General features: G+C 73.2%; 5 protein-coding genes. All 5 read left to right on the forward strand.

The window, feature by feature from the left end; translation table 11 throughout:
* Positions 1-13 precede the first annotated feature (13 nt).
* Genes ACIGO6_RS31195 through leuC form a run of 5 tightly spaced genes read left to right on the forward strand, consistent with a single transcriptional unit; the run spans position 14 to position 25364 of the window.
* Entirely contained in the window at positions 14-20518 is a 20505-nt protein-coding gene (locus ACIGO6_RS31195) for a type I polyketide synthase (RefSeq protein WP_399882219.1), read from the forward strand.
* Position 20519: 1 nt separating this feature from the next.
* A complete protein-coding gene (locus ACIGO6_RS31200; RefSeq protein WP_399882221.1) occupies positions 20520-21833 on the forward strand; it encodes a lysine N(6)-hydroxylase/L-ornithine N(5)-oxygenase family protein in 1314 nt (437 codons plus the stop codon).
* Positions 21834-21871: 38 nt separating this feature from the next.
* A complete protein-coding gene (locus ACIGO6_RS31205) occupies positions 21872-22693 on the forward strand; it encodes an SAM-dependent methyltransferase (RefSeq protein ID WP_399882223.1) in 822 nt (273 codons plus the stop codon).
* Between the two features lie 38 nt (positions 22694-22731).
* A complete protein-coding gene (locus ACIGO6_RS31210) occupies positions 22732-23949 on the forward strand; it encodes a LeuA family protein (RefSeq protein ID WP_399882225.1) in 1218 nt (405 codons plus the stop codon).
* Entirely contained in the window at positions 23946-25364 is a 1419-nt protein-coding gene (gene leuC / locus ACIGO6_RS31215; RefSeq protein ID WP_399882227.1) for a 3-isopropylmalate dehydratase large subunit, read from the forward strand. Before ACIGO6_RS31210 ends, leuC begins: the two co-directional genes overlap by 4 nt.
* Positions 25365-25381 lie beyond the last annotated feature (17 nt).

Below are 25381 nucleotides of genomic sequence, written 5' to 3' on the forward strand. Positions count from 1 at the left end.
GGGCACCCACCACATGGCGGACAAAGAGCGTCTCAGCTACTACCTCAAGCGCGTCACCACCGATCTGCAGGACACCCGCAGGCAGCTGCGGGAGATCCAGGAGGAACGGCGAGAGCCGATAGCGGTCGTCGGCATCGGATGCCGGTTCCCCGGCGGCGTGTCGTCGCCGGAGGACCTGTGGCGGCTGCTCGTGTCCGGCGAGGACGCCGTGGCCGACTTCCCCGCCGACCGGGGCTGGGACCTGGACTCGCTGTTCGACCCCGACCCGGACCGGCCGGGCACCAGCTACACCCGTCGCGGCGCGTTCCTCGCGGACGCCGCCGACTTCGACGCCGAGTTCTTCGGGATCTCCCCGCGCGAGGCGCTGGCGATGGATCCCCAGCAGCGGCATCTGCTGGAGGTCGCCTGGGAGACCCTGGAGCGGGCCGGCATCGACCCCGCGACGCTGCGCGGCAGCAGGACCGGCGTCTTCGCCGGCACGAACGGGCAGGACTACGTCCGCCTGCTGATGACCTCGCTGGAGTCCGAGGCGCTGGAAGGCCACCGCCTCACCGGCAACACCGCCAGCGTGCTCTCCGGCCGCGTGTCGTACACGCTCGGCCTGGAGGGACCCGCCGTCACCGTCGACACCGCCTGCTCGTCGTCGCTGGTGGCCCTGCATCTGGCCGTGCAGTCGCTGCGACAGGGAGAGTGCTCCCTCGCGCTCGCGGGCGGCGCGACGGTCATGTCGACACCGGGCGCCTTCATCGAGTTCAGCAGGCAGCGCGGCATGGCACCCGACGGGCTGTGCAAACCGTTCGCGAACGCGGCGGACGGCACCGGCTGGGGCGAGGGTGTCGGCCTGCTCCTGCTGGAGCGGCTGTCGGACGCGCTCGCCAACGACCACCAGGTACTGGCCGTGGTGCGCGGCAGCGCCGTGAACCAGGACGGGGCCAGCAATGGCCTGACCGCGCCGAACGGGCCGTCGCAGGAACGTGTCATCCGGGACGCCTTGTCCAACGCCGGACTCACCCCCGACGAGATCGACGCCGTCGAGGCGCACGGCACCGGCACCACCCTGGGCGACCCGATCGAGGCCAACGCGGTCCTCGCCACCTACGGCCGCCACCACACGGCGGGGCGGCCGCTGCTCCTGGGCTCGGTGAAGTCCAACCTCGGCCACACGCAGGCCGCCGCGGGCGTCGCCGGAGTCATCAAGGCGATCCTCGCGGTCCGGCACGGAGTGGTGCCGCCCACCCTCCACGTCGACCGGCCGACGCCCCACGTGGACTGGTCGTCCGGTGCCGTTCTGCTGCCGACCGAGCCGACGGACTGGCCCGTCACGGACCGGCCGCGCCGCGTCGGCGTCTCCTCGTTCGGAGTCAGCGGCACCAACGCCCACGTGATCATCGAGCAGCCGTCGGCCGCCGAGCCGGCCCCCGCCGCCACGCCGGCCGGTCCGCTCACCCACGGCACCCTGCCGCTGCTGCTGTCCGGCCACACTTCCCAGGCCCTGCGCGCCCAGGCCACCCGGCTCCTGGCGTGGCTGGACGAGCGCCCGGACGCCGACCTCCCGGACCTCGCGTACTCGCTGGCCACCGGCCGCGCGGCGCTGCCCTTCCGGGCCGCCGTCGTCTGCGACGACCGCGCGTCCGCGCTGCGCGGCCTCGACGCCCTGTCCCAGGGCACGGCCTCCCCGTACCTGTTCGGCGGCGAGACCCGGATCAAGGGCGGACGCACCGCCTTCCTGCTCGGCGGCCAGGGCGCGCAACGGCCCGGCATGGGGCGCGAACTCCACGACCGTGTACCCGGGTTCGCCGCGGCCCTGGACACCGTCGCAGCGACCCTCGACCCGCTCCTGGGCCGGCCGGTCCGCGACGTGATGTTCGGCGACGACGGACTGCTCGAACGCACGCAGTACGCGCAGCCCGCGCTGTTCGCGCTCGAAGTGGCGCTGTGCCGGCTGTGGGAGAGCTGGGGAGTGCGGCCGGACTACCTCCTCGGGCACTCCGTCGGCGAGGTCGCCGCCGCCCACGTGGCCGGCGTGCTGTCCCTGGAGGACGCCTGCGCCCTCGTCACGGCCCGCGGCCGGCTCATGCAGGCGATGGCACCGGGCGTCATGGTGTCCGTGGCCGCGTCCGAGACGGAGGTGACACCGCTGCTCACCGACCGCGTCTCGATCGCGGCGGTCAACGGCCCCGCTTCCGTGGTCCTCTCGGGCGACGAGGACGCGGTGTCGGCCGTGCTGTCGGCGCTGGGAGAGCGCAGGTCGAAGCGGCTGTCCACGAGCCACGCGTTCCACTCGCCGTCCATGGAACCGATGCTGGAGGAATTCCGCTCCGTCGTCGAAGGGCTGACGTTCCACCCGCCGCGGATCCCGGTCGTCTCCAACGTGAGCGGCAGGGTCGCCGCCGCGGACGACATCGCGACCGCCGCGTACTGGGTGCGCCACGTCCGGGAACCCGTCCGTTTCCACGCCGGAATGGAGGACCTGCTCACCCGCGGGGTGACCACGTTCCTCGAACTGGGACCGGGCGGCGTCCTCACCGGGCTGGGCCGCGACAGCGTGCCCGCCGACCGCACCGACGTACTCCTGACGCCCGCACTGCGCCATGGCAAGGACGAGACCGCCACCGCCGTGACCGCGCTGGCCGGCGCCCACGCCAACGGCACCCCCGTCGACTGGCCGGCGGTGTTCGCCGGCAGCGGCGCCGCCCCGACCGATCTGCCGACCTACGCGTTCCAGCGCGAGCGCCACTGGCTGAAGAATCCGTTCTCCGCGACCGGTGACGTGACCCGCGTCGGCGTCGGCACGGCGAACCACCCGCTGCTCGGCGCGGCCGTGGCACTCGCGGACGGCGACGGACTGCTGCTGACCGGCTTGCTGTCCCGGCACAGCCACCCCTGGCTCGCCGACCCGGCCGACGGCGTGCCCCGCCTGGCCGCCACCCTGCTGGAACTGGCGTTGCACGCGGGGGACCAGGTCGGCTGCGGCCGCATCGCCGAGTTCGCCGTGGACGAGCCGCTGACCCTGCCGGAACGGGGCGGCATCGTCGTACAGGTACGGGTGGGCGCGCCGGACGAGTCCGGCGGCCGGACCGTCACCGTCCACGCACGCGAGGACCACGACGACGCCCCGTGGACCCGGCACGGCGTCGGCGTCCTGGACCGAGCGCCGACGCCTCCGCCCGCGACGGACCGCGGCCTGCCGGACGAGGCCGCCGAGAGGATCGACGTCACCGCACTCCGCGCCGAGCGGGGAAGCGGCACGGGAGGCCCGGAGCTGCTCGCCGCGTGGCGCGACGGCGACACCCTGTACGCCGAAGTGGGGCCGCCCGCCGACGCGCCGGCCGACACCGCCCCCTTCGGCCTGCACCCCGCCCTCCTGGCCGCCGTCGTCCAAGCCGCCGGGACCCTGCTGCCGCCGGTGACCGACAACCGGCTCAGCCTGCTGCCCGTCCGGTGGGACGGGGTCGAACTCCACGCACCCGGTGCGACCGCGGCCCGCGCCGAGCTCACCCTGACCGGCGAGCACACCGTGGCCATGGCCCTCACCGACGACGCGGGGCGAACCATCGCCCGGGCGGACTCCGTGACCTTCCAGGAGACGGCCGTACGCGGCCGGCACGGCGACGCCCTGTTCCGGATCGCCTGGGACGAAGTGCCGCTCACGGGCGGGAACGCCCCCGCCGACGGGTGGGCGGTGCTCGGGGACGCCGACACCGACGCCCGGTTCGGCGACGCGGTGCCGTACGCCGACCTCACCGAACTGTCCCGAGCCGTGCGGGCCGGTGCCCCGGCGCCCGCCGTCGTCCTCGCGCCCGTGCCGCCCGGCGGCCACGGTGACCCCGATGCGCTCGGCGAGGACGTGCGCGCCGCGCTCCGGGGTGTTCTCGGACTGGCCCGGCAGTGGCTCGCGGACGACACCTTCGCCGCGTCCCGCCTCGTGGTGGTGACCCAAGGCGCCGTGACCACCGTGCCGGACGCCCAGCCGGACGACCTGGCCACGGCCCCGGTCTGGGGGCTCGTCCGGTCCGCGCAGTCCGAGCACCCCGACCGGTTCCTGCTCCTCGACGTGGACGGCACAGCCGCGTCGTACCGATCGGTCGCCCCGGCCCTGTCCGGCGACGAGCCGCAGCTGGCGCTGCGTGCCGGCACCGCCCACGCACCGCGGCTGGCCCGGCTGCGGCAGCCCGACGGGCCCGCCGCGGTGCGCCTCGACCCCGACGGGACCGTCCTGGTCACCGGCGCCACGAGCGGCGTCGGCCGGCTCGTCGCCCGGCACCTGGCGGAGCGGCACGGCGTACGGCACCTGCTGCTGGTCAGCCGACGCGGAGCGGCCGCCGACGGCGCGGCCTCGTTAAGCGCCGAACTGGCCGAACTGGGCGCCGACGCGACCATCGCCGCCTGCGACGTGGGAGACCGCGACGAGCTGGCGGCATGCCTGGCGGCGGTACCGGCCGCACACCCGCTCACGGCCATCGTGCACAGCGCCGGTGTCGTGCACGACGGACTGATCGGCTCACTGACCGAGGAACAGGTGGACCGCGTGCTGCGGCCCAAGGTCGACGCGGTGCTCCACCTCCACGACCTCACCCGCGACCTCGACCTCGCCGCCTTCGTCGTCTTCTCCTCGGCCGCCGCCACCATCGGCGCCGGAGGCCAGGGCAACTACGCGGCGGCGAACACCTTCCTCGACGCGTTCGCAGCCCACCGCAGGGCGCTGGGCCTGCCGATGACCTCCGTGCAGTGGGGCCTGTGGGCGGAGCGCAGCGGCATGACGCAAGAGCTCGGCGACGCCCACCACACACGGGCCAGGCGCGCCGGCATCATCCCGATGCCCACCGAGCAGGGCCTCGCCCTCTTCGACGCGGCGCTCGACGCCGACCGTCCCGTCGTGGTCGCCGCGCCGGTCGACCTGGCCGCCTGGCGGGCGCGAGCGGCGTCCGGCACCGTGCCGCCGCTTCTGCACGGACTCGTCCCGCCGGCATCGTCAGGCCCGGCGGCGACCGGCCGTCAGGCTTCCGGTGCACGGCTCGACCTGGCCGGCATGTCGGACACGGAACGGTCCAGGACGCTGCTGAACCTGGTCCGCACCCACACCGCCGCCGTGCTCGGGCACGACTCCGCCGAATCGGCCGGAGCCGACCGCCTCTTCAGCGAGCTGGGCATCGACTCCCTCACCGCCGTCGAACTGCGCAACCGTCTCACCCACGCCACCGGGATGCGCCTGCCCACCACACTCGTGTTCGACTATCCGACCCCGGTCGAGCTGGCCCGCTTCCTCGACGAGGGGCTGGCCGACACGGCGCGGCCGGCGACGCGGAAGGAGGCATCGTCCGCCACCGCGACGAGCGGCACGTCGGACGAGCCCATCGCGATCGTCGGCATGGCGTGCCGCTTCCCCGGCGGTGTGCGATCGCCGGAAGACCTCTGGCGGCTCGTCGCGGAGGGACAGGAGGGGATCGGCGCCTTCCCCGCCGACCGCGGCTGGGACCTGGAGCAGCTGCTCGGCGACGGACGATCGAGCGTCCGCAACGGCGGATTCCTGTCCGACGCGGCCGACTTCGACGCGGAGTTCTTCGGGATCTCGCCGCGTGAGGCGCTGGCGATGGACCCGCAGCAGCGGCTGCTGCTGGAGACGAGCTGGGAGGTCTTCGAGCGGGCCGGGATCGACCCGGCCACCCTGCGCGGCAGCGACACCGGCGTCTTCGCCGGCACCAACGGCCAGGACTACGCCCTGCTCCTCCAGGACCTCCCGGAGGAGCTGGAAGGTTTCGTCGGCATCGGCAACGGCGGCGCCGTCTTCTCGGGCCGGCTGTCGTACACGTTCGGCCTCGAGGGCCCCGCGGTGACGGTGGACACGGCGTGTTCGGCCTCGCTGGTGGCGCTGCACCTCGCGGCGCAGTCGCTGCGGCAGGGTGAGTGTTCGCTGGCCCTGGTCGGCGGTGCGACGGTGATGTCGACTCCGATGCAGTTCGTGGAGTTCAGCCGTCAGGGCGGGCTCTCGCCGGATGGGCGGTGCAAGGCGTTCGCGGCCGGTGCCGACGGTACGGGGTGGTCCGAGGGCGTCGGTGTGCTGCTGGTGGAGCGTCTGTCGGATGCCCGGCGCAAGGGGCATCGGGTGCTGGCGGTGGTGCGGGGCTCGGCGGTGAACCAGGACGGTGCCTCGAACGGGCTGACCGCGCCGAACGGCCCCTCCCAGCAGCGGGTGATCCGCCAGGCGTTGGCCAGTGCGCGGCTGACTGCGGCCGAGGTGGACGCGGTGGAGGCGCATGGCACCGGCACGAGGCTGGGTGACCCGATCGAGGCGCAGGCGTTGCTGGCCACGTACGGCCAGGACCGGGACACGGGGCGGCCGTTGCTGCTCGGTTCGGTGAAGTCGAACCTGGGACATACACAGGCGGCTGCGGGTGTGGCGGGTGTCATCAAGATGGTGATGGCGCTGCGGCACGGTGTGCTGCCCGCGACGCTTCATGTGGACGAGCCGTCGCCGCACGTGGACTGGTCTGCGGGTGAGGTGCGTCTGCTGACGGAGCAGACGGCGTGGCCCGAGGTGGACCGCCCGTGGCGGGCGGGTGTGTCGTCCTTCGGTGTCAGCGGGACCAACGCACACGTCATCCTCGAAGCCGCGAACGGCACGGAGACCGAACCCGGAACGGAGGCGGGGGACGACACCGACCCGGTTGTGCCCTGGGTTCTCTCCGCCGCCGACGGCCGGGCCCTGCGCGAGCAGGCGGGCCGGCTGCTGGAGCGGCTCGACGGTGAACCGGCCACCACGCCCGGCGACATGGCGTACTCCCTCGCCACCACCCGGTCGGCGCTGCGCCATCGTGCCGTGCTTGTCCCGCACGACCCCGCGGAACTGCCGGAACTCCTGCGGGCACTGGCCGACGACCGCCCCGCCACGGGAACGGTCCGCGGCACGGCACTCACCCCGCCGCAGATCGCGTTCGTCTTTCCCGGTCAGGGATCGCAGTGGATCGGCATGGCGAGGGAACTGCTCGACTCCGCGCCCGTGTTCGCCGAGCGCATGACCGCCTGCGCGGCTGCGATCGAACCCTTCGTCGACTGGTCGCTCCTGGACGTCGTCCGGGGCGAGCCGAGCGCTCCCGCCCTCGACCGCGTCGACGTGGTCCAGCCGGTGCTGTTCGCCGTCATGGTCTCGCTCGCCGAACTGTGGCGCGCGTACGGCGTCGAACCGGACGCCGTCCTCGGACACAGCCAGGGTGAGATCGCCGCCGCCCATGTCGCGGGTGGACTCTCGCTGCCCGACGCCGCCCGCGTGGTGACCCTCCGCAGTCAGGCCCTGACCGCCCTGTCCGGCCGAGGCGGTATGGTCTGGGTGCCCGAAGCCCCCGACCAGGTCACCGAGCGGCTCCGGAGCTGGGACGGACGACTCGCGATCGCCGCCGTCAACGGCCCCACGGCCGTGGTGGTCTCCGGGGAGAGCACGGCCCTGGACGAGTTCCTGACCACCTGCCTCGCCGCCGATGTACGGGCGAAGCGGATCGACGTCGACTACGCGTCGCACTCCCCGCAGGTCGAGGAGATCCGGGAACGGCTCGCCGACGTCCTCGCGCCGATCCGCCCCCGGTCCGGCCACACCCCGTTCTACTCCGCCGTGACCGGCGAACCGCTGGACACGGCCCGGCTGGACGCGGCCTACTGGTACGACAACCTCCGCCGCACCGTCGACTTCGAGCAAGCGACCCGGCAGGCCGTCGAGCACGGGCACACCGTGTTCATCGAGGTCAGCCCGCACCCCGTGCTCACCCCCGCCGTGCAGGAGACCGTCGAGGCACGGGAGCGGACCGTCTCCGTGCTGGGCACGCTGCACCGGGACGAGGGCGGCATGCCACGCTTCGTGACGGCACTGGCCGAGGCATACGTCCGCGGGGTCGCGGTGGACTGGGGGCCGGTCTTCCCTGCCGCCCGCCCGGTCGACCTGCCGACCTACGCCTTCCAGCGGCGCCGGTTCTGGCCCGACGACTACCTCGCCCGCGCAGGAGACGCCTCGGGCCTCGGCCTGGCCGACGCCGGGCACCCGCTGCTCGGCGCCGTCGTCACGCCGGCCGGGGCCGACACCTGCCTGCTGACCGGACGGCTGTCCACCCGGACCCATCCGTGGCTGACCGACCACCGTGTCCAGGACACGGTCGTCCTGCCCGGCACCGCCTACGTCGACATGGCGATACGCGCCGGCGACGAGGTGGGGTGCCCGCGGATCGAGGAACTCACGCTGCAGGCCCCGCTCGTGGTGCCCACGCACGGAGACGTCCACGTGCAGGTGACCGTCGCCGCCGCGGACGCGGACGGCCGACGCGAGATCACCGTCCATGCGCGGCGGGACGGCGACGCGGACTGGATCAGGCACGCCACCGGCGTCCTCAGCCCGGCGCAGGAGCGGTTTCCCCAGGGACAGCACCCGCAGGAACAGCGCCCGCAGGGACAGCTCCAGGACGGCCTGGCCGAGTGGCCGCCGCCGGGCGCGGTCCCCGTGCCGCTGGACGGCTTCTACCCGCGCTTCGCGGAGTCCGGACTGGACTACGGGCCCGCCTTCCAGGGCCTGCGGGCCGCCTGGCTGGACGGCACAGACGTACTCGCCGAAGTTCGCTTGCCCGAAGAACAGCACCACACGGCAGGCCGGTTCGGCCTCCACCCCGCCCTCCTCGACGCGGCCCTGCACGCGCTCGCCGTCGCGACCGCGCAGCCCGAGGAAGCGGCGCCGCGGCTGCCGTTCTCCTGGTCGGACGTCACCCTGTACGCCACGGGCGCGACTGCCCTGCGGGTCCGGCTCTCCCCGACCGGGACGGACACCGTGGCTCTCCTGGTCACGGACGAGACCGGAACCGCTGTCGCCTCGGTGGGGACCCTGGCGGTCCGGCCGCTCGCCGTGTCCCAGCCCGTCACCCGAAGCCCGCTCCACGGCCTCGACTGGGTCGACGCGCCCGTCCCGGCCACGACGCTCGCCGTCCGAACGGCGTGGATCGGCGACCCCGGACCGGAACCGGTCAGTGAGCACTACCCGGACCTCGCCGCCCTGCTCGCCGCCCTCGACACGGGCGCGGACCTTCCTGACGCCGTGTTCGCCGCCCTCCCGGCCCCGTCGCCCGACGACGACGTCGTCACGGCCGCGCACACGAGCGCGGGGACCACGCTGGACCTGCTGCGCGCCTGGCTCGCCGAGGACCGGCTCGCCGACAGCCGACTGGTGCTGGTGACACACGGCGCCGTCGGCGCGGCACCCACCGGCCCGGCCAATGCCACGGCCTGGGGGCTGGTGCGCTCCGCCCAGTCGGAGCACCCCGGAGTGTTCGGACTCCTCGACACGGACGGAGACACGGACGGAGACACGGACGGACACGCCGTACCGAAGGAGGTCCTCGACCTCGCTGCCGTCGGCGACGAACCCCAACTCGCCTGGCACGGCGGTGGTCTGCGGGTGCCGCGGTTGGCGCGGCTGGGGGCGGGTGCTGTGGGGGAGGGGTCGCGGTTCGGTCCTGAGGGGACGGTGGTGATCACTGGTGGTACGGGTGTGCTGGGGCGGTTGGTGGCGCGGCATCTGGTCGAGGTGCACGGGGTGCGGCGTCTGTTGTTGTTGAGCCGTGGTGGGGGGAGTGTTCCGGAGCTGTCGGCCGAGGTGACGGTGCGGGCGTGTGACGTTGCGGTGCGGGAGGAGTTGGTGGACGCGTTGGCGTCCGTGCCGGCGGAGCATCCGGTGCGGGCGGTGGTCCATGCGGCCGGTGTGCTCGACGACGCCCTGATCGGCTCCCTCACCCCGGACCGTGTGGACGAGGTCCTCCGTCCCAAGGTCGACGCGGCCTGGCACCTGCACGAGCTGACCCGCGACATGGACCTCACCGCGTTCGTCCTGTTCTCCTCGGCGGCCGGCACTCTGGGCAGCGCCGGCCAGGGCAACTACGCGGCGGCCAACGTCTTCCTTGACACACTCGCCGCGTACCGCAGGGCCCGGGGACTGCCGGCGCACTCGCTGGCCTGGGGCCTGTGGGAGGACCGCTCCACCCTCACCGGGCGGCTGGACGGCCACGACCTGGACCGCGTGTCCCGCAGCGGCATCCGCCCGCTGTCCGCGGCCGAGGGCCTGGCGATGTTCGACGACGCCCTCGGGCGCGACGAGCCGCTCGTCCTCCCGGTCGCCTTCACGGCCACCGGTCTCCGCGGCCGCGACCAGGCCGTACCGCCGCTTCTGCGCGGACTGATCCGCACTCCGGAGCGCCGGACGGTCGACACCGCGACCGCGGGCGGAGAGACGCTGCGCGACCGACTCGCCGGTCTCGGGGAGAGGGACCGCCACGAGATCGTCCTGAACCTGGTACGCGCCCATACGGGCGTCGTGCTCGGCCACGGCGCCGCCGACGCGGTCTCCGCCGAACGGGCCTTCACGGACATGGGTTTCAGCTCCCTGTCCGCCGTCGAACTGCGCAACCGGCTCGCTTCGGCCACCGGCCTCAGACTGCCCGCCACGCTGGTCTTCGACTATCCGAACGTGACGGCACTCACCGAGTTCCTGCTGACGAGACTCCTCGGCGAACGGTCCGCGGCTGCTTCGGCGGCCGTCGCCGCCCCCCGCGCCACGGCCGCGGCCGACGAACCCCTCGCGATCGTGGGCATGAGCTGCCGCTACCCGGGCGGTGTCCGGTCCCCCGAGGACCTGTGGCGGGTGGTGTCCGGCGGGCAGGACGTCATCTCCGCCTTCCCGACCGACCGTGGCTGGGACCTGAATCGCCTCTTCGACACGCGCCAGACCGTCAGGTCCTCCGCGCGCGAAGGCGGATTCCTGTACGACGTCGCTGACTTCGACGCGGAGTTCTTCGGGATCTCGCCGCGTGAGGCGCTGGCGATGGACCCGCAGCAGCGGCTGCTGCTGGAGACGTCCTGGGAGGCCGTCGAACGGGCCGGGATCGATCCGGCCACCCTGCGCGGCAGCGACACCGGCGTCTTCGCCGGCGTGATGTACCACGACTACGCGGCACGGCTCCACGATGTCGTCCCCGGTGACCTGGTGGGTTACCTGGGCAACGGCAGCGCGGGCAGCGTCGCCTCCGGTCGTCTGTCGTACACGTTCGGCCTCGAGGGGCCCGCGGTGACGGTGGACACGGCGTGTTCGTCGTCGCTGGTGGCGCTGCACCTCGCGGCGCAGTCGCTGCGGCAGGGTGAGTGTTCGCTGGCCCTGGTCGGGGGAGTGACGGTGATGTCGTCCCCCGCGGCCTTCATCGAGTTCAGCCGTCAGGGCGGGCTCTCGCACGACGGGCGGTGCAAGGCGTTCGCGGCCGGTGCCGACGGTACGGGGTGGTCCGAGGGCGTCGGTGTGCTGCTGGTGGAGCGTCTGTCGGATGCCCGGCGCAACGGTCATCGGGTGCTGGCGGTGGTGCGGGGCTCGGCGGTGAACCAGGACGGTGCGTCGAACGGGCTGACCGCGCCGAACGGCCCCTCCCAGCAGCGGGTGATCCGCCAGGCGTTGGCCAGTGCGCGGCTGACTGCGGCCGAGGTGGACGCGGTGGAGGCCCATGGCACCGGCACCAGGCTGGGTGACCCGATCGAGGCGCAGGCGTTGCTGGCCACGTACGGCCAGGACCGGGACACGGGGCGGCCGTTGCTGCTCGGCTCGGTGAAGTCGAACCTGGGGCACACGCAGGCGGCTGCGGGTGTGGCGGGTGTCATCAAGATGGTGATGGCGCTGCGGCACGGTGTGCTGCCCGCGACGCTCCACGTGGACGAGCCGTCGCCGCACGTCGACTGGTCTGCGGGTGAGGTGCGTCTGCTGACGGAGCAGACGGCGTGGCCCGAGGTGGACCGCCCGTGGCGGGCGGGTGTGTCGTCCTTCGGTGTTAGCGGGACCAACGCACACGTCATCCTCGAAGCCGCGAACGGCACGGAGACCGAACCCGGAACCGCCGCAGGGGAGGGCACCGAACCAGGCGACGGCACCCACCCGGTCGTCCCCTGGCTCCTCTCCGCCCGTGGCCCCGCCGCGCTCCAGGCCCGCGCCGCCCAGTTGGTGGCCCGCACCGAGCAGGACCCGGTGGACGTGGCCTACTCCCTGGCCACCACCCGCACGGCCCTGGAACACCGGGCGGTCGTCGTCGCCCCGGACCCCGAGGGGCGGGCCGCCGCCCTGTCCGCGCTCGCCACCGGTGACCGCGCACCGGGAGTCATCACCGGGACGGTGGTCCCCGACAACCGGCTCGCGTATCTGTTCTCCGGGCAGGGTGCCCAGTACGTCGGCATGGGACGCGCTCTGTACGCCGCGTACCCCGCGTTCGCCCGGGCCTTCGACGCCGTATGCGCGCGGTTCGACGAACACCTGGACGTCTCGCTGCGTGCGGTCGTCTTCGACGGCGCCGCGTCACTCGACGAGACCCTCTGGACCCAGCCGGCCCTGTTCGCCGTGGAGGTCGCGCTCGCCCGCCTCTTCGAGCACTGGGGCATCAGGCCCGACCGGCTGATCGGCCACTCCGTCGGCGAGATCGCCGCGGCCCACATCGCGGGCGTGTTCACACTGGAGGACGCGTGCACGCTGGTCGCCGCGCGCGGCCGCCTCATGCAGGAACTCCCGGCAGGCGGGGCGATGGTGTCGGTGCAGGCCACACCGGACGAGGTGCTGACGTCGCTGTCCGGGTCGGAGCACCTCGTCGGCATCGCCGCCGTGAACGGCCCGTCGGCGACCGTCGTCTCCGGCGACGGCGACACCGTCACCCGTATCGCGGCGTTCTGGGCCGATCAGGGCAGGAAGACCAGGCGACTGGCCGTCAGCCACGCCTTCCACTCGCCCCTGATGGAGCCGGTGCTCCAGGACTTCGCCCAGGTCGTCCGCGGGCTGCGCCCCGCGCCACCGCGGATTCCGATCGTGTCCACGGTGACCGGTGAGATCCTCACCGACGAGCAGGCGTGTTCTGCGGAGCACTGGGTCGACCACGTCCGGTCGACCGTGCGCTTCCTCGACGGTGCGCAGACCCTGCACCGGCTCGGTGTGACGACGTACGTCGAACTGGGGCCCGGCGGCATCCTGACGCCGATGACGCGGGACTGCCTCGCGGACCGGGCCGACGCCGCCGCCGTCGTACCCACCCTGCGCGCCGACCGGGACGACGTCACCGCCGTGCTCTCGGCCGTCGCCGCCCTGTACGTGCGGGGCACGGAAACGGACCACGCGTCGCTGTTCGCCGGTACGGGCGCGCGCCGCGTGGAGCTGCCCACCTATCCGTTCCAGCGCCGGAGGTACTGGCTGGACCCGGCCGAGACGTCCGTACCGGAGGCGGAGGCGGCCGACGCCGAGTTCTGGGCGGCGGTGGACCGCTCGGACGTCGACTCCCTCGCGGAGAAGCTGCTGGTCGACGCGGACACGCTCTCCGGAGTCGTCCCCGCGCTCGGCGCGTGGCGCCGGCACCGGAGCGACCGCTCCGCCGTCGACGCCCTGCGGTACCGGGAGTCCTGGCGCCCCCTGGCCGAACCGGCACCGGCCGTACTGACCGGGACCTGGCTCGTCGTCGCCCCCGCCAACGGCCTCGCCGGACCCGAGGAAGCCGGAATCGCCACGGCGCTGGCGGCTCATGGCGCACGGGTCCGCACCCTGACGCTCGACGGCGGACGGGCACGCGACGACGTCGCGGCGCTGCTGCGCGACGCGGCGGCGGACGGAGGCACGGTCGCCGGAGTGGTGTCGCTGGCCGCGCTCGACGACCGGCCGTCGGCCGGGCATCCGGACGTCCCGGTGGGGGTCGAGGCGACCTTGACGCTGCTCGCCGCTCTCGTCGAGACGGACGTGCGGGCGCCCCTGTGGTGTCTGACCAGGGGAGCCGTGTCCACGCACGCCGCGGACGGTCCGGTCAGCCCCGGACAGGCGCAGCTCTGGGGTCTGGGCCGGGTACTCGCCCTGGAACACCCCGATCGGTGGGGTGGACTCGTCGACCTGCCGGACGAGGTGGACGAGCGCTGCCGCACCCGCCTCGTCGGCGCCCTAGCGAGCCGTGCCGAGGACCAGATCGCGCTGCGGCCCGCCGGCGTCTTCGCCCGCAGGGTGATCCGGGCGCTGCCCCACGTCGGTGAACGCCGCCCGTGGACCCCGAACGGCACCGTGCTGATCACAGGAGGCAGCGGAGCCCTCGCCGGGCACGTCGCACGGCACCTCGCACGACAGGGCGCCGACCACCTCCTGCTGGTCAGCCGCCGCGGCCCGGACGCACCCGGGGCGGAGGCGCTCACGGCCGAACTCACCGCCCTCGGCGCCACGGTGACCACCGTCGCCTGCGACGTACGCGACCGGGACGCGCTCGCCGAAGTGCTGACGGCCGTACCGGCGGAACACCCGCTCACGGCGGTCGTGCACACAGCGGGCGTCAGCGAGGTGCGCGCGGCGGCCGACACGGAACCGGCCGACTACGCCGCCGTCACCTCGGCGAAGGTCGCGGGCGCCGCCCACCTGGACGCGCTGCTCGCCGACCGGCCGCTCGACGCCTTCGTCCTGTTCTCCTCGATAGCCGCCACCTGGGGCGCGGGCGGCCAGGGCGCGTACGCGGCGGGCAACGCCTTCCTCGACGCACTGGCACGGAGCCGGGCGGCGCGCGGGCTCGCCGCGTCCTCGATCGCCTGGGGAGCGTGGGACAGCGACGGAATGGCCGACCCCGACGGCCTGACCCGGCGCGGCGTCCTGCCGATGGACCCGGCCCTCGCCCTCGAAGCCATGACGGAGGCCGTGGAGTCCGCGCGGACCACGGTCACCGTCGCCGACGTCGACTGGTCCCGGCTCGCCCCGCTGTTCGCCGCGGTCCGGCCGGCCCCGCTGCTCGCGGAACTGCCGGACGTCCGCGAGGCGTTGGCCGCGAACGAGGACGAGACGCCGTCTCCGGGCGGGCCGGTGGCCGAACTCGCCGGTCTCGGCGCTCTCGCCGGACCGCAGCGGCGCCGGATCGTGCTCGATCTGGTCCGGGACGCGGCCGGCGAGGTGCTCGGGTACACCGCATCCGACTCCGTCGCGGCGGACCGGGCGTTCCAGGACCTCGGGTTCGACTCGCTGACCGCCATGGAACTGCGGGACCGGCTCGCGACGGCCACCGGACTGCGGCTGCCGGCGACGCTGGTCTTCGACTACCCGTCGCCCGCCGCGCTCGCGGACCACATGGCGGCGCTCCTGGCCGGTGATGCCGAGCCGGACAGCGGCTCGGTCGACCACGGTGTGCCGCAGGCCGCTGCGGCCGCGGACGAGCCCATCGCGATCGTGGGCATGGCCTGCCGCTTCCCCGGCGGCGTGCGCACCCCGGACGACCTGTGGCGGCTGGTGCGCGACGGCGGCGACGCGATCACCGAGTTCCCGGACGACCGCGGCTGGGACCTTGCCGCGCTGCACGCCCCCGACCCCGAGCAGCCGGGTACGTCGTACACGAAGGAGGGCGGATTCCTCACCGGCGCCGGGGACTTCGACGCGGCGTTCTTCCGGATCAGCCCCCGTGAGGCGCTGGCGATGGACCCGCAGCAGCGGCTGCTGCTGGAAACCTCCTGGGAGGCCGTCGAACGCGCGGGCATCGCACCCGACGCGCTGCGCGGCAGCCGTACCGGCGTGTTCGTCGGCACGAACGGCCAGGACTACTCGCTGCTCCTGCACGCCGCGGCCGAGGACCTCGGCGGGTACGTCGGCACCGGCAACAGCGCCGCCGCCGTGTCCGGCCGTATCGCCTACAGCTTCGGCCTCGAAGGCCCCGCGATCACTGTCGACACCGCCTGTTCCTCGTCGCTGGTGTCCCTGCACCTGGCCTGCAGGGCGCTGCTGCGGTCGGAGTGCTCCCTCGCGCTGGCCGGTGGCGCCGCCGTGATGGCGACACCGGCGGCCTTCGTCGAGTTCAGCCGCCAGCGCGCCCTGGCGCCGGACGGCCGCTGCAAGCCGTTCGCCGACGGCGCGGACGGCACCGGCTGGGGCGAGGGCGTCGGCGTGCTCCTCCTGGAACGGCTGTCCGACGCCCGCCGCAACGGCCACCGGGTCCTCGCCGTGGTGCGCGGCACCGCCGTCAACCAGGACGGCGCGAGCAGCGGCTTCTCGGCCCCCAACGGCCCCGCTCAGCAGAGGGTCATCCGGTCGGCGCTGGCCGAAGCCGGGCTCTCGGGGCACGACGTGGACGCCGTGGAGGCCCACGGCACCGGCACGTCGCTCGGCGACCCGATCGAGGCGCAGGCGCTGCTGGCCACGTACGGGCGCGACCGTGACACCGAGCGGCCGCTGCTGCTCGGCTCGGTCAAGTCCAACATCGGGCACACGCAGGCGGCCGCCGGCGTGGCCGGGGTGATCAAGATGGTGGAGTCGATGCGCCACGGCCTGCTGCCCGCCACCCTGCACGTCGACGCGCCCACCACCCACGTCGACTGGTCGACGGGCGCGGTCCGGGTCCTGGCCGACGCGGTCGAGTGGCCCGAGACGGGCCGGGCACGCCGCGCGGCTGTGTCCGCGTTCGGCGTGACCGGGACGAACGCGCACGTCATCCTGGAGCAGACACCCGAACTCGAAGTCGCAGCCGAAGCCGTGTCCGGCGGAGACGACGGCGACGACGGCGAGCCCCGCGCCCTGCCCGTCATCCCCTGGGTGCTCTCGGCACGCACCGAGGACGCACTGCGCGACCAGGCCGGGCGGCTGCTGACCGCCCTGACGGACGGTTCCGCGGACGGCCCCGCCGGCACCCCCGGCGCCGTGGACATCGGCCACACGCTGGCGACGGCCCGGGCGGCCCTGGAGCACCGTGCGGTGCTGCTCGGCACCGATCGGACGGAGCTGCTGCGCGGCCTGGCCGAGGGCGGCGCCGTGACCGGTCGCGCCACGACCGACCCGAGAGCCGTGTTCGTCTTCCCGGGGCAGGGAGCCCAATGGGTGGGCATGGCCGACGCGTTGATGGCCGAGTCGCCGCTCTTCGCCGCCCGGATGCGCGAGTGCGCGGCCGCGCTGAGCCCGTACGTGGAGTGGTCGCTGCTCGAGGTGCTCGGTGACGCCGACGCGCTGGCCCGGGTCGACGTGGTGCAGCCCGCGCTCTTCGCGGTGATGGTGTCGCTGGCGGAGGTGTGGCGCTCGCTCGGCGCCGAACCCACCGCGGTGGTGGGCCATTCGCAGGGCGAGATAGCCGCCGCGTGCGTCGCGGGGGCGCTGTCCCTGCAGGACGCCGCCCGGGTGGTGGCCCTGCGCAGCCGCGCCCTCGTCCGGCTCGCCGGCAGCGGCGGCATGGTGTCGCTGGCCCTGCCCGCCGAGCGCGCCGAAGCGCTGCTGGCCGGCCACGGCGGCCGACTGTCCCTCGCGGCGGTCAACGGTCCGTCCTCGGTGGTCGTCTCGGGCGGCCGGCGGGAACTGGACGAGCTGCTCACCGACGCCGAGCGCCAGGGCGTCCGGGCACGCAGGATCGAGGTGGACTACGCCTCCCACTCGGCCGAGGTCGAAAGCGTCCGGGACGAACTGGTCGACGCACTCAGGGGAATCCGCCCCCGCGCCGCGAGCGTGCCGGTGTACTCCACCGTGACCGGTGAAGCCATGGACACCACGGCCTGGGGGCCCGACTACTGGTATCGCAACCTGCGCGGCACGGTCCGGTTCGACACGGCGGTGCGGACCGCACTGGCCGCGGGTGCCACCTGTTTCGTCGAGGTCAGCCCGCACCCCGTGCTCTCGGCCGGCGTGCAGGAGACCATCGACGACACCGGACGCACCGCGGTCGCCCTCGGCACCCTGCGCCGCGACGAGGGAGACACGCGCCGCCTGCTCACCTCCGTGGCCGAGGCGTTCACGCACGGCGTTCCGGTGCGCTGGCAGAAGCTGTTCGAGGGGACCGGTGCCCGCCGGACCGACCTGCCGACCTACGCGTTCCAGCACGAGCGGTACTGGCTGCGCCCCGCCGCGCAGCCCGCGACCGCCCCGGCGGGGCTCGGCACGGCCGTCCCCGCCCACCCGTTCCTCAGCGCGGCCGTGGAGCTCCCCGGCACGGACGGGTACGTGTGCGTCGGCCGGATCGCACGCCACAGCGCGGCGTGGCTCGCCGACCACGAACTGCGCGGGGACACGGTGCTGCCGGACAGCGCCCTCGTCGAGATCGCCCTCTGCGCGGGCGCCGATGTGGGAGCCGACCACCTGCGGGAGTTCACCGTCGAGGCACCGCCGGTCCTGCCGGACGACGGAGCCGTACGCCTCCAGGTCACCGTCGGAGGCCCGGACGACACCGGCGCCCGCACCGTCACCGTGCACACGCGGCCGGACACGGACTCCGCGGAGTGGACATTGCACGCCCGGGGTCTGCTGGCCACTGCGTCGCACGGTGGCGTCCCCCGGGTGCGGACCCAGCCGCCCGCCGACGCCGTGACCGTCGAACCGGCCGACCTCTACGACCGGTTCGCGTCCCTCGGTGTGGCATACGGGCCCGCGTTCCAGGCCCTGCGGTCGGTGCGGCGGGACGGCGCCGAGGTGTTCGCGGAGGTCGCCCTGCCCGACGACGTCGACGCCGACGCGTCCGGGACGCACCCCGTCCTGCTGGACGCCGCGCTTCAGGCCGTACGGCTCACGGACACCGGCTCCGGCGCCCTGACGCCCGTGTCGTGGCGCGGAGTGACACGCCACGCGGTCGGCGCCTCCGCGCTGCGCGTGCGATGGACGCCCACCGGATCGGACGCGTACGCCCTGGTGGCCGCCGACGAGTCGGGCGACACCGTCCTGACCGTCGAGGAGATCACCCTGCGGCCGCTGCCGGACGCCCGTCCGGACACCGGACGCGCACTGCGGCGCGACGGCCTGTTCCACGTCGAATGGGTCCCCGTGGTCGCGCCCGCCGCGGCCCCGCCCCGCGACTGGGCCGTGCTGGGCGACGACGCCCGTGCCCTCCTGCCGGACTGTGCGGACCTCGTCACCCACCAGGACGTGGCGGCGCTCGGCACGGCTCCCGCCGTACCCGACGTCGTGCTGGCGCCCTGGGAGCCGCACACCGACGTCCACGCGGCCACCGAGCGGGCGCTGGAACTCGTACGGTCCTGGCTGGCCGACGACCGCGCGGCGGGCGCGAAGCTCGTCCTGATCACCCGCGGAGCGGTCGCGGCCGCGCCGGACGAGGAGGTGACGGACCTGGCGGGCGCCGCGGTCTGGGGCCTGGTGCGCTCCGCACAGTCCGAGGATCCCGAACGGATCGTGCTCGTCGACGCCACGGAACCACCGACCCGGGACGTCCTCGCCGCGGCACTCGCCTCCGGAGAGCCCCAGATCGCCGTACGTGACGGTGGTCTGCGGGTGCCGCGGTTGGCGCGGCTGGGGGCGGGTGCTGTGGGGGAGGGGTCGCGGTTCGGTCCTGAGGGGACGGTGGTGATCACTGGTGGTACGGGTGTGCTGGGGCGGTTGGTGGCGCGGCATCTGGTCGAGGTGCACGGGGTGCGGCGTCTGTTGTTGTTGAGCCGTGGTGGGGGGAGTGTTCCGGAGCTGTCGGCCGAGGTGACGGTGCGGGCGTGTGACGTTGCGGTGCGGGAGGAGTTGGTGGACGCGTTGGCGTCCGTGCCGGCGGAGCATCCGGTGCGGGCGGTGGTCCATGCGGCCGGTGTGCTCGACGACGCCCTGATCGGCTCCCTCACCCCGGATCAGCTCACCCGGGTCCTGCGGCCGAAGGTCGACGCGGCCTGGCACCTGCACGAGCTGACCCGCGACATGGACCTCACCGCGTTCGTCCTGTTCTCCGCCGCGGCCGGCACCCTGGGCAACCCGGGCCAGGCCAACTACGCCGCGGCCAACGCCCATCTGGACGCGCTGGCCCGGCACCGCAGGGCGCACGGACTGCCCGCGCAGTCCCTGGCCTGGGGGCTGTGGGCGGAGGCCACCGGCATGACCGGGCACCTCGACGCCGCCGAAGTGCAGCGGATCGCGCGTTCCGGGGTCCTCCCGCTCTCCGCCGAGCAGGGTCTGCGCCTGTTCGACCTGGCCTGTGCGGTCGATGCTCCTGCCGTGGTGCCGATGCTGCTGGACCTGCCCGCGCTGCGGGCCCGGGCACTCCACGAGCCGCTCCACCCGCTGTTCGGCGGCCTCGTCCGCCGGCCCGCCCGGCGCGTGACCGGCCCGGAGCGGTCCCGGAGCGGCGCATCCCTCGCCGAGCGCCTGGCCGAGGTGCCGGAGGAGCAGCGTGACCAGGTCGTGTTCGAGGTCGTACGGTCGGCGACGTCGGCGCTGCTCGGCCACACAGACCCGGAGAAGGTCGAGGGGGACCGCACGTTCGTCGAGCTGGGCATGGACTCGCTCGGCTCGGTACGGCTGCGCAACCACCTGGCGGCGGTCTCCGGCGTACGACTGCCCGCGGGCCTGATCTTCGACCATCCGACGCCGATGGACCTGGCGGTCCACCTGCGTTCGCTGATCATGCCGGCGACCGGCGACGACGTACCCGAGGACGTGGCCACCGCACTCCTGGTGCTGGAGGAGCTGAACAAGTTGCGGGGCACCATCGCGACGCTGCCGGCCGACAGTGCGCCGCGCGTCCGGATCAACACACTGCTACGCACCCTCACGTCCAAGTGGGGGACCGACTGACATGGAGGGAGAACACGTGTCCGCGCAGGAGACGTCCCGGATTCTCGACGTGGCCGGGATCGGCTTCGGCCCGTCCAACCTGGCCCTGGCCATCGCGCTGCGGGAACGGGGCGAGGAGGCGCCGAGCGCGGCCTTCTTCGAACGCAGCACGTCCTTCGGCTGGCATCGCGGGATGCTGATCGACGACGCGACGATGCAGATCTCGTTCCTCAAGGACCTCGTCACGATGCGCGATCCGACGAGCCCGTTCAGCTTCCTGTGCTACCTCCAGGAACGCGGGCGGCTCACGGACTTCATCAACCATCAGATCCTCGTGCCGTCCCGGATCGAGTTCCACGACTACCTCGCCTGGGCGGCGGCCAAGGTCCCCGAGGACGTGAGCTACGGCAGCGAGGTGATCGCCGTCCGCGCCGTGCAGGGCGACGGTGTCATCGACTGCCTCGAACTGCTGATCCGTGATGTCGCCGAGCCGAGCCGTACGCGGACCTGCCTGGCCCGCAACCTCGTGGTGGCCACCGGCCTGCGGCCCGCCGTGCCGGAGGGCGTCGAACTCTCCGAACGTGTCTGGCACAGCTCCGACTTCCTGCACCGGCTCGCCGAACTGCCCTCGGCGCCGGGGCGCACCTTCACGGTGGTGGGAGCCGGGCAGAGCGCGGCGGAGATCACCAACCACCTCCTGGGCAGGTTCCCCGACGCCCGCGTGCACGCGGTCTTCTCGCGCTACGGCTACAGCGTCGCCGACGACAGCCCGTTCGCCAACCGCATCTTCGACCCCGCCGCGGTGGACGACTACTACCTGGCATCGCCCGAGGTGCGGCAGTCCCTGATGCGGTATCACGGCAACGCGAACTACTCGGTCGTCGATCTCGACCTCATCCAGGAGATCTACCGCCGCCAGTACCAGGAGAAGGTGGCCGGCGTCGACCGGCTGCGGATCGCGAACGTGTCCCGGGTCCGCGCGGTCACCCCGTCCGCCGACGCCGTGGAGGTACAGATCGAATTCCTTCCCAACGGCAGGACGGAGTACGTGCATTCCGATGTCGTCATCTTCGCCACGGGCTACCGTCCGGCAGATCCACTGCCGTTGCTCGGAGATGTGAACGACTTCATCGAACTGGACGATGACGGTATGCTGCGAATCGACCGCGACTATCGAGTCAGCACGTCCGAAAAACTCACTTGCGGTATCTATCTGCAGGGCGCGACCGAGCACACCCACGGCATCTCGTCGAGCCTGCTCTCCATGACCGCCGTGCGCTCCGGAGAAATCGCCGAATCCCTGTGCGCGGAGCGCCGGCGCACCACACGACCCTGAAACCCAGAACACGGAAGAACACGGAAGAGGAGACCGACATGCAGTCGGACGAGATGGTTCCCGGCACCAGCCTGCCCCAACTGGACTACTACGAACTGGTCGGCCCGATGCTGCGCCGGGAGTGGGACGACAACTTCCACTTCGCCTACTGGCTCGGGCCGGACGACGACGCCACCGTCGAGGCGGCGACCGACCGGTTCACCGACCTGCTGATACCGAAGCTCGACGTCGGCGCCGGAAAGCGGGTGCTCGACGTGGGCTGCGGTCTCGGAAAGCCCGCCGTACGCGTGGCCAGGGCGACCGGCGCCGCCGTGCTCGGCATCACGATCAGCACCTACCAGATCGGGCTCGCCACGGAGCGGGCGGCTGCCGAAGGGCTCGCCGAGCAGGTGCGGTTCCAGCAGGCGGACGGCACGGACATGCCCTTCGACGAGGGCTCGTTCGACGCCGTGCTCGCCTTCGAGTCGATCGTCCACATGGACCGCCGCCGCGCACTCGCCGAAATGGGCCGGGTCGTCGTGCCGGGTGGCCGAGTGGTGCTGACCGACCTGTTCGACCGGGAGGACATCACGGACCAGGAGGCCGCCGAAAGGGCCGCACAGCCTGGCGCGCTGCCGCGCCTCGCGGACTACCGGGCGCTGCTCGAAGAGGCCGGACTGGTGGCCGACGAGATCACCGACATCTCGGAGAACGTGAGCCCCTCGTTCGCGATGATGAATGACATCACCCTGGCGAACAAGGACGAACTGGCCAAGCTCTTCAATTTCACGCCGGAGCAGTCCGCGGAGGCGGAGAGCATGGTCGGCCAGATGACCGGAGAACTCGGCTGCGTGCTGATCGTGGCCCACCGGAAGTCCTGAATTCCAGTTTGGGCCGAACGGGAAACGGAGCGGGATCAATGACACAACAGGAAAGCCATCGCCTGCGCAGAATATCCATCTTCGACGCCACCTTACGAGACGGTGAACAGGCGCCGGGAAACGCCATGACCACCGAGCAGAAGAGAATGCTCGCGCTGGAGGCCGAGGCATACGGAGCCGACACCATCGAAGCGGGTTTCCCCGGCTCTTCCCCGGAGGACTTCGAGGCCACCCGCCTCATCGCCGAGGCATTGGCCCCCACCACACGGTTCGCCACCTTCAACCGGGCCTCCCGGGACGACGTACGGCTGTCCATGCAGGCGGGGGGAACACGCCCGAACCACCAGGTGCAGATCTGCGGCACCGGCAGTGACCTCCACCTGAAGTACAAGCGCGGCATCACGCGCCAGGAGGCGGTGAGGGAGGCCGGAGACGCGATCCGGTACGCCCACTCCCTCGGGGCGCAGGACATCTCCTTCGGCGTCGAGGACGCCAGCCGTGGCGAGAAGGACCTGATCGAGGCGCTCGTCACCGAGGCGCTGGAGGCCGGTGTCAGCACCGTGATCCTCGCCGACACGACCGGCTGCGCCACCCCGCAGGAGTACGGCGACCTGTGCGCGATGGTCCGCTCCTGGCTCCCGGACGACGTCACGCTCGCCACGCACTGCCACGACGACCTCGGACTGTCGCTGGCCAACGCCCTGGCGGGTGTCCAGGCAGGTGCGAACGAGGTCCAGGCCACACTCGCCGGCATCGGAGAGCGTGCGGGCAACACCCCGCTGGAGGAGATGGCGGCGACGCTGGCGTACAAGGGCGAGCAGTTCGGCGCCACGACCGGCATCCGACTGGACCGCCTCTACGGCGCCTTCCAGCGGCTGTCGACGGCGATCTCCATGGCACCGCCCCGCAACAAGGCGATCTTCGGCGACAACGCCTTCGCCACCGAGGCGGGCATCCACCAGGACGGCATCCTCAAGAACCCGGCGACGTACGAGTTCATCAACCCGTACCGGTTCGCCCGGGAACGCTCGCTGCTGGTCGGCCGCCACTCCGGCCGCGCCGTCTTCCGTCACGTACTGGAGCAGCTCGGCATGGAGCCCGCCGACGACCTGGTGGAGCGGCTGTACCAGGAGTACGTCACGGAACGCCCCGACGGCCGGTGCGACGAACTCGACGTGGTGCGGGAACGGCTGGCCGCCGAATTCGGACCGGCCGGCGGCGAGCACATATCGACGGCGGAGGGCCGATTGCGATGACGGACCCGACGACAGCACCGAGGACCCTGGTCGAGAAGGTCTGGGACCGCCACCGCGTCGGCGGCACCACGGACGGGCCCGACCTGCTCTACATCGACCTGCACCTGGTCCACGAGGCGACCTCCGCTCAGGCGTTCGACGGCCTGCGTCTGGCCCGGCGCCCCGTGCGCAGACCCGATCTGACCCTGGCCGTCGAGGACCACAACGTCCCCACCGACAGCCTCGTCATCACCGACCCGGTCAGCGTGGAACAGGTCACCACCCTGCGGGGCAACTGCGCCGAGCACGGCATCGAACTGTTCCGCCACGGCGACGGGCAGCAGGGCATCGTCCATGTCGTCGGCCCCGAACTCGGCGCCGTGCAACCGGGGATGACCGTGGTGTGCGGCGACAGCCACACCTCGACGCACGGCGCGTTCGGCGCCCTCGCCTTCGGCATCGGCACCAGCGACGTGGAGCACGTGCTCGCCACCCAGACCCTGGCCCTGCAACGGCCCCGGACGATGGCGGTCGAGTTCACCGGCGAGCCCGCACCCGGCGTGACCGCCAAGGACCTCATGCTCACCCTGCTCGCCCGCATCGGCGCCAACGGCGCCAACGGCCACGTCCTGGAGTACCGCGGCGAAGCGGTCCGCCGGCTCTCCATGGAGGGCCGGATGACCATGTGCAACCTCAGCATCGAAGCCGGCGCCCGAGCCGGACTCGTCGCACCGGACGAGACCACCGTCGCCTACCTCGCCGACCGCCCGAGGCGGCCGACCGGCCGGGCATGGCAGAACGCGCTCGCCCACTGGGAGACGCTGCGCTCCGACCCCGGGGCGGTGTTCGACCGCACCGTCACCATCGACGTGGGCGACCTCACGCCTGTGGTGACCTGGGGAACCAACCCGGGGCAGGCGGTGCCCCTCCATGACAGCGTGCCCGACCCGGACACGTACACCGACCCCGTGGAACAGGCCGCGGCCCGCCGGGCCCTGGACTACATGGGCCTGACCCCGGGCACCCCGATGCGTGACATCGAGGTCGACACCGTGTTCCTCGGCTCCTGCACCAACGGCCGTGTAGAGGACCTCCGTTCGGCGGCCGAGGTCCTCCGCGGCCGCAAGGTCGCACCGGACGTCCGCATGCTCGTCGTACCCGGCTCCATGCAGGTCCGCGAGCAGGCCGAGAAAGAAGGGCTGCACGAGGTGTTCCTGGCCGCCGGCGCCGAGTGGCGGTTCTCCGGCTGCTCGATGTGCCTCGGCATGAACTCCGACCGGCTCCCCGGCCGCCAGCGCTGCGCCTCGACGTCCAACCGCAACTACGAGGGACGGCAGGGGCGCACCGCACGCACGCACCTCGTCTCCCCGGCCGTCGCGGCGGCGACCGCGGTCGCCGGGCGTCTCGCCGCGCCGACCGACCTGGACCGCGGGTGACCGAACAGACCGAGGAG

Origin of the sequence: Streptomyces sp. NPDC053750 (assembly GCF_044544295.1) — a bacterium.
GTDB lineage: Bacteria > Actinomycetota > Actinomycetes > Streptomycetales > Streptomycetaceae > Streptomyces.

Bases quoted from the DNA above. Each gene is read 5' to 3' on its own strand.
- ACIGO6_RS31195 (WP_399882219.1), top strand. From the start codon at position 14: ATGGCGGACAAAGAGCGTCTCAGCTACTACCTCAAGCGCGTCACCACC.
- ACIGO6_RS31200 (WP_399882221.1), top strand. From the start codon at position 20,520: ATGGAGGGAGAACACGTGTCCGCGCAGGAGACGTCCCGGATTCTCGAC.
- ACIGO6_RS31205 (WP_399882223.1), top strand. From the start codon at position 21,872: ATGCAGTCGGACGAGATGGTTCCCGGCACCAGCCTGCCCCAACTGGAC.
- ACIGO6_RS31210 (WP_399882225.1), top strand. From the start codon at position 22,732: ATGACACAACAGGAAAGCCATCGCCTGCGCAGAATATCCATCTTCGAC.
- leuC (WP_399882227.1), top strand. From the start codon at position 23,946: ATGACGGACCCGACGACAGCACCGAGGACCCTGGTCGAGAAGGTCTGG.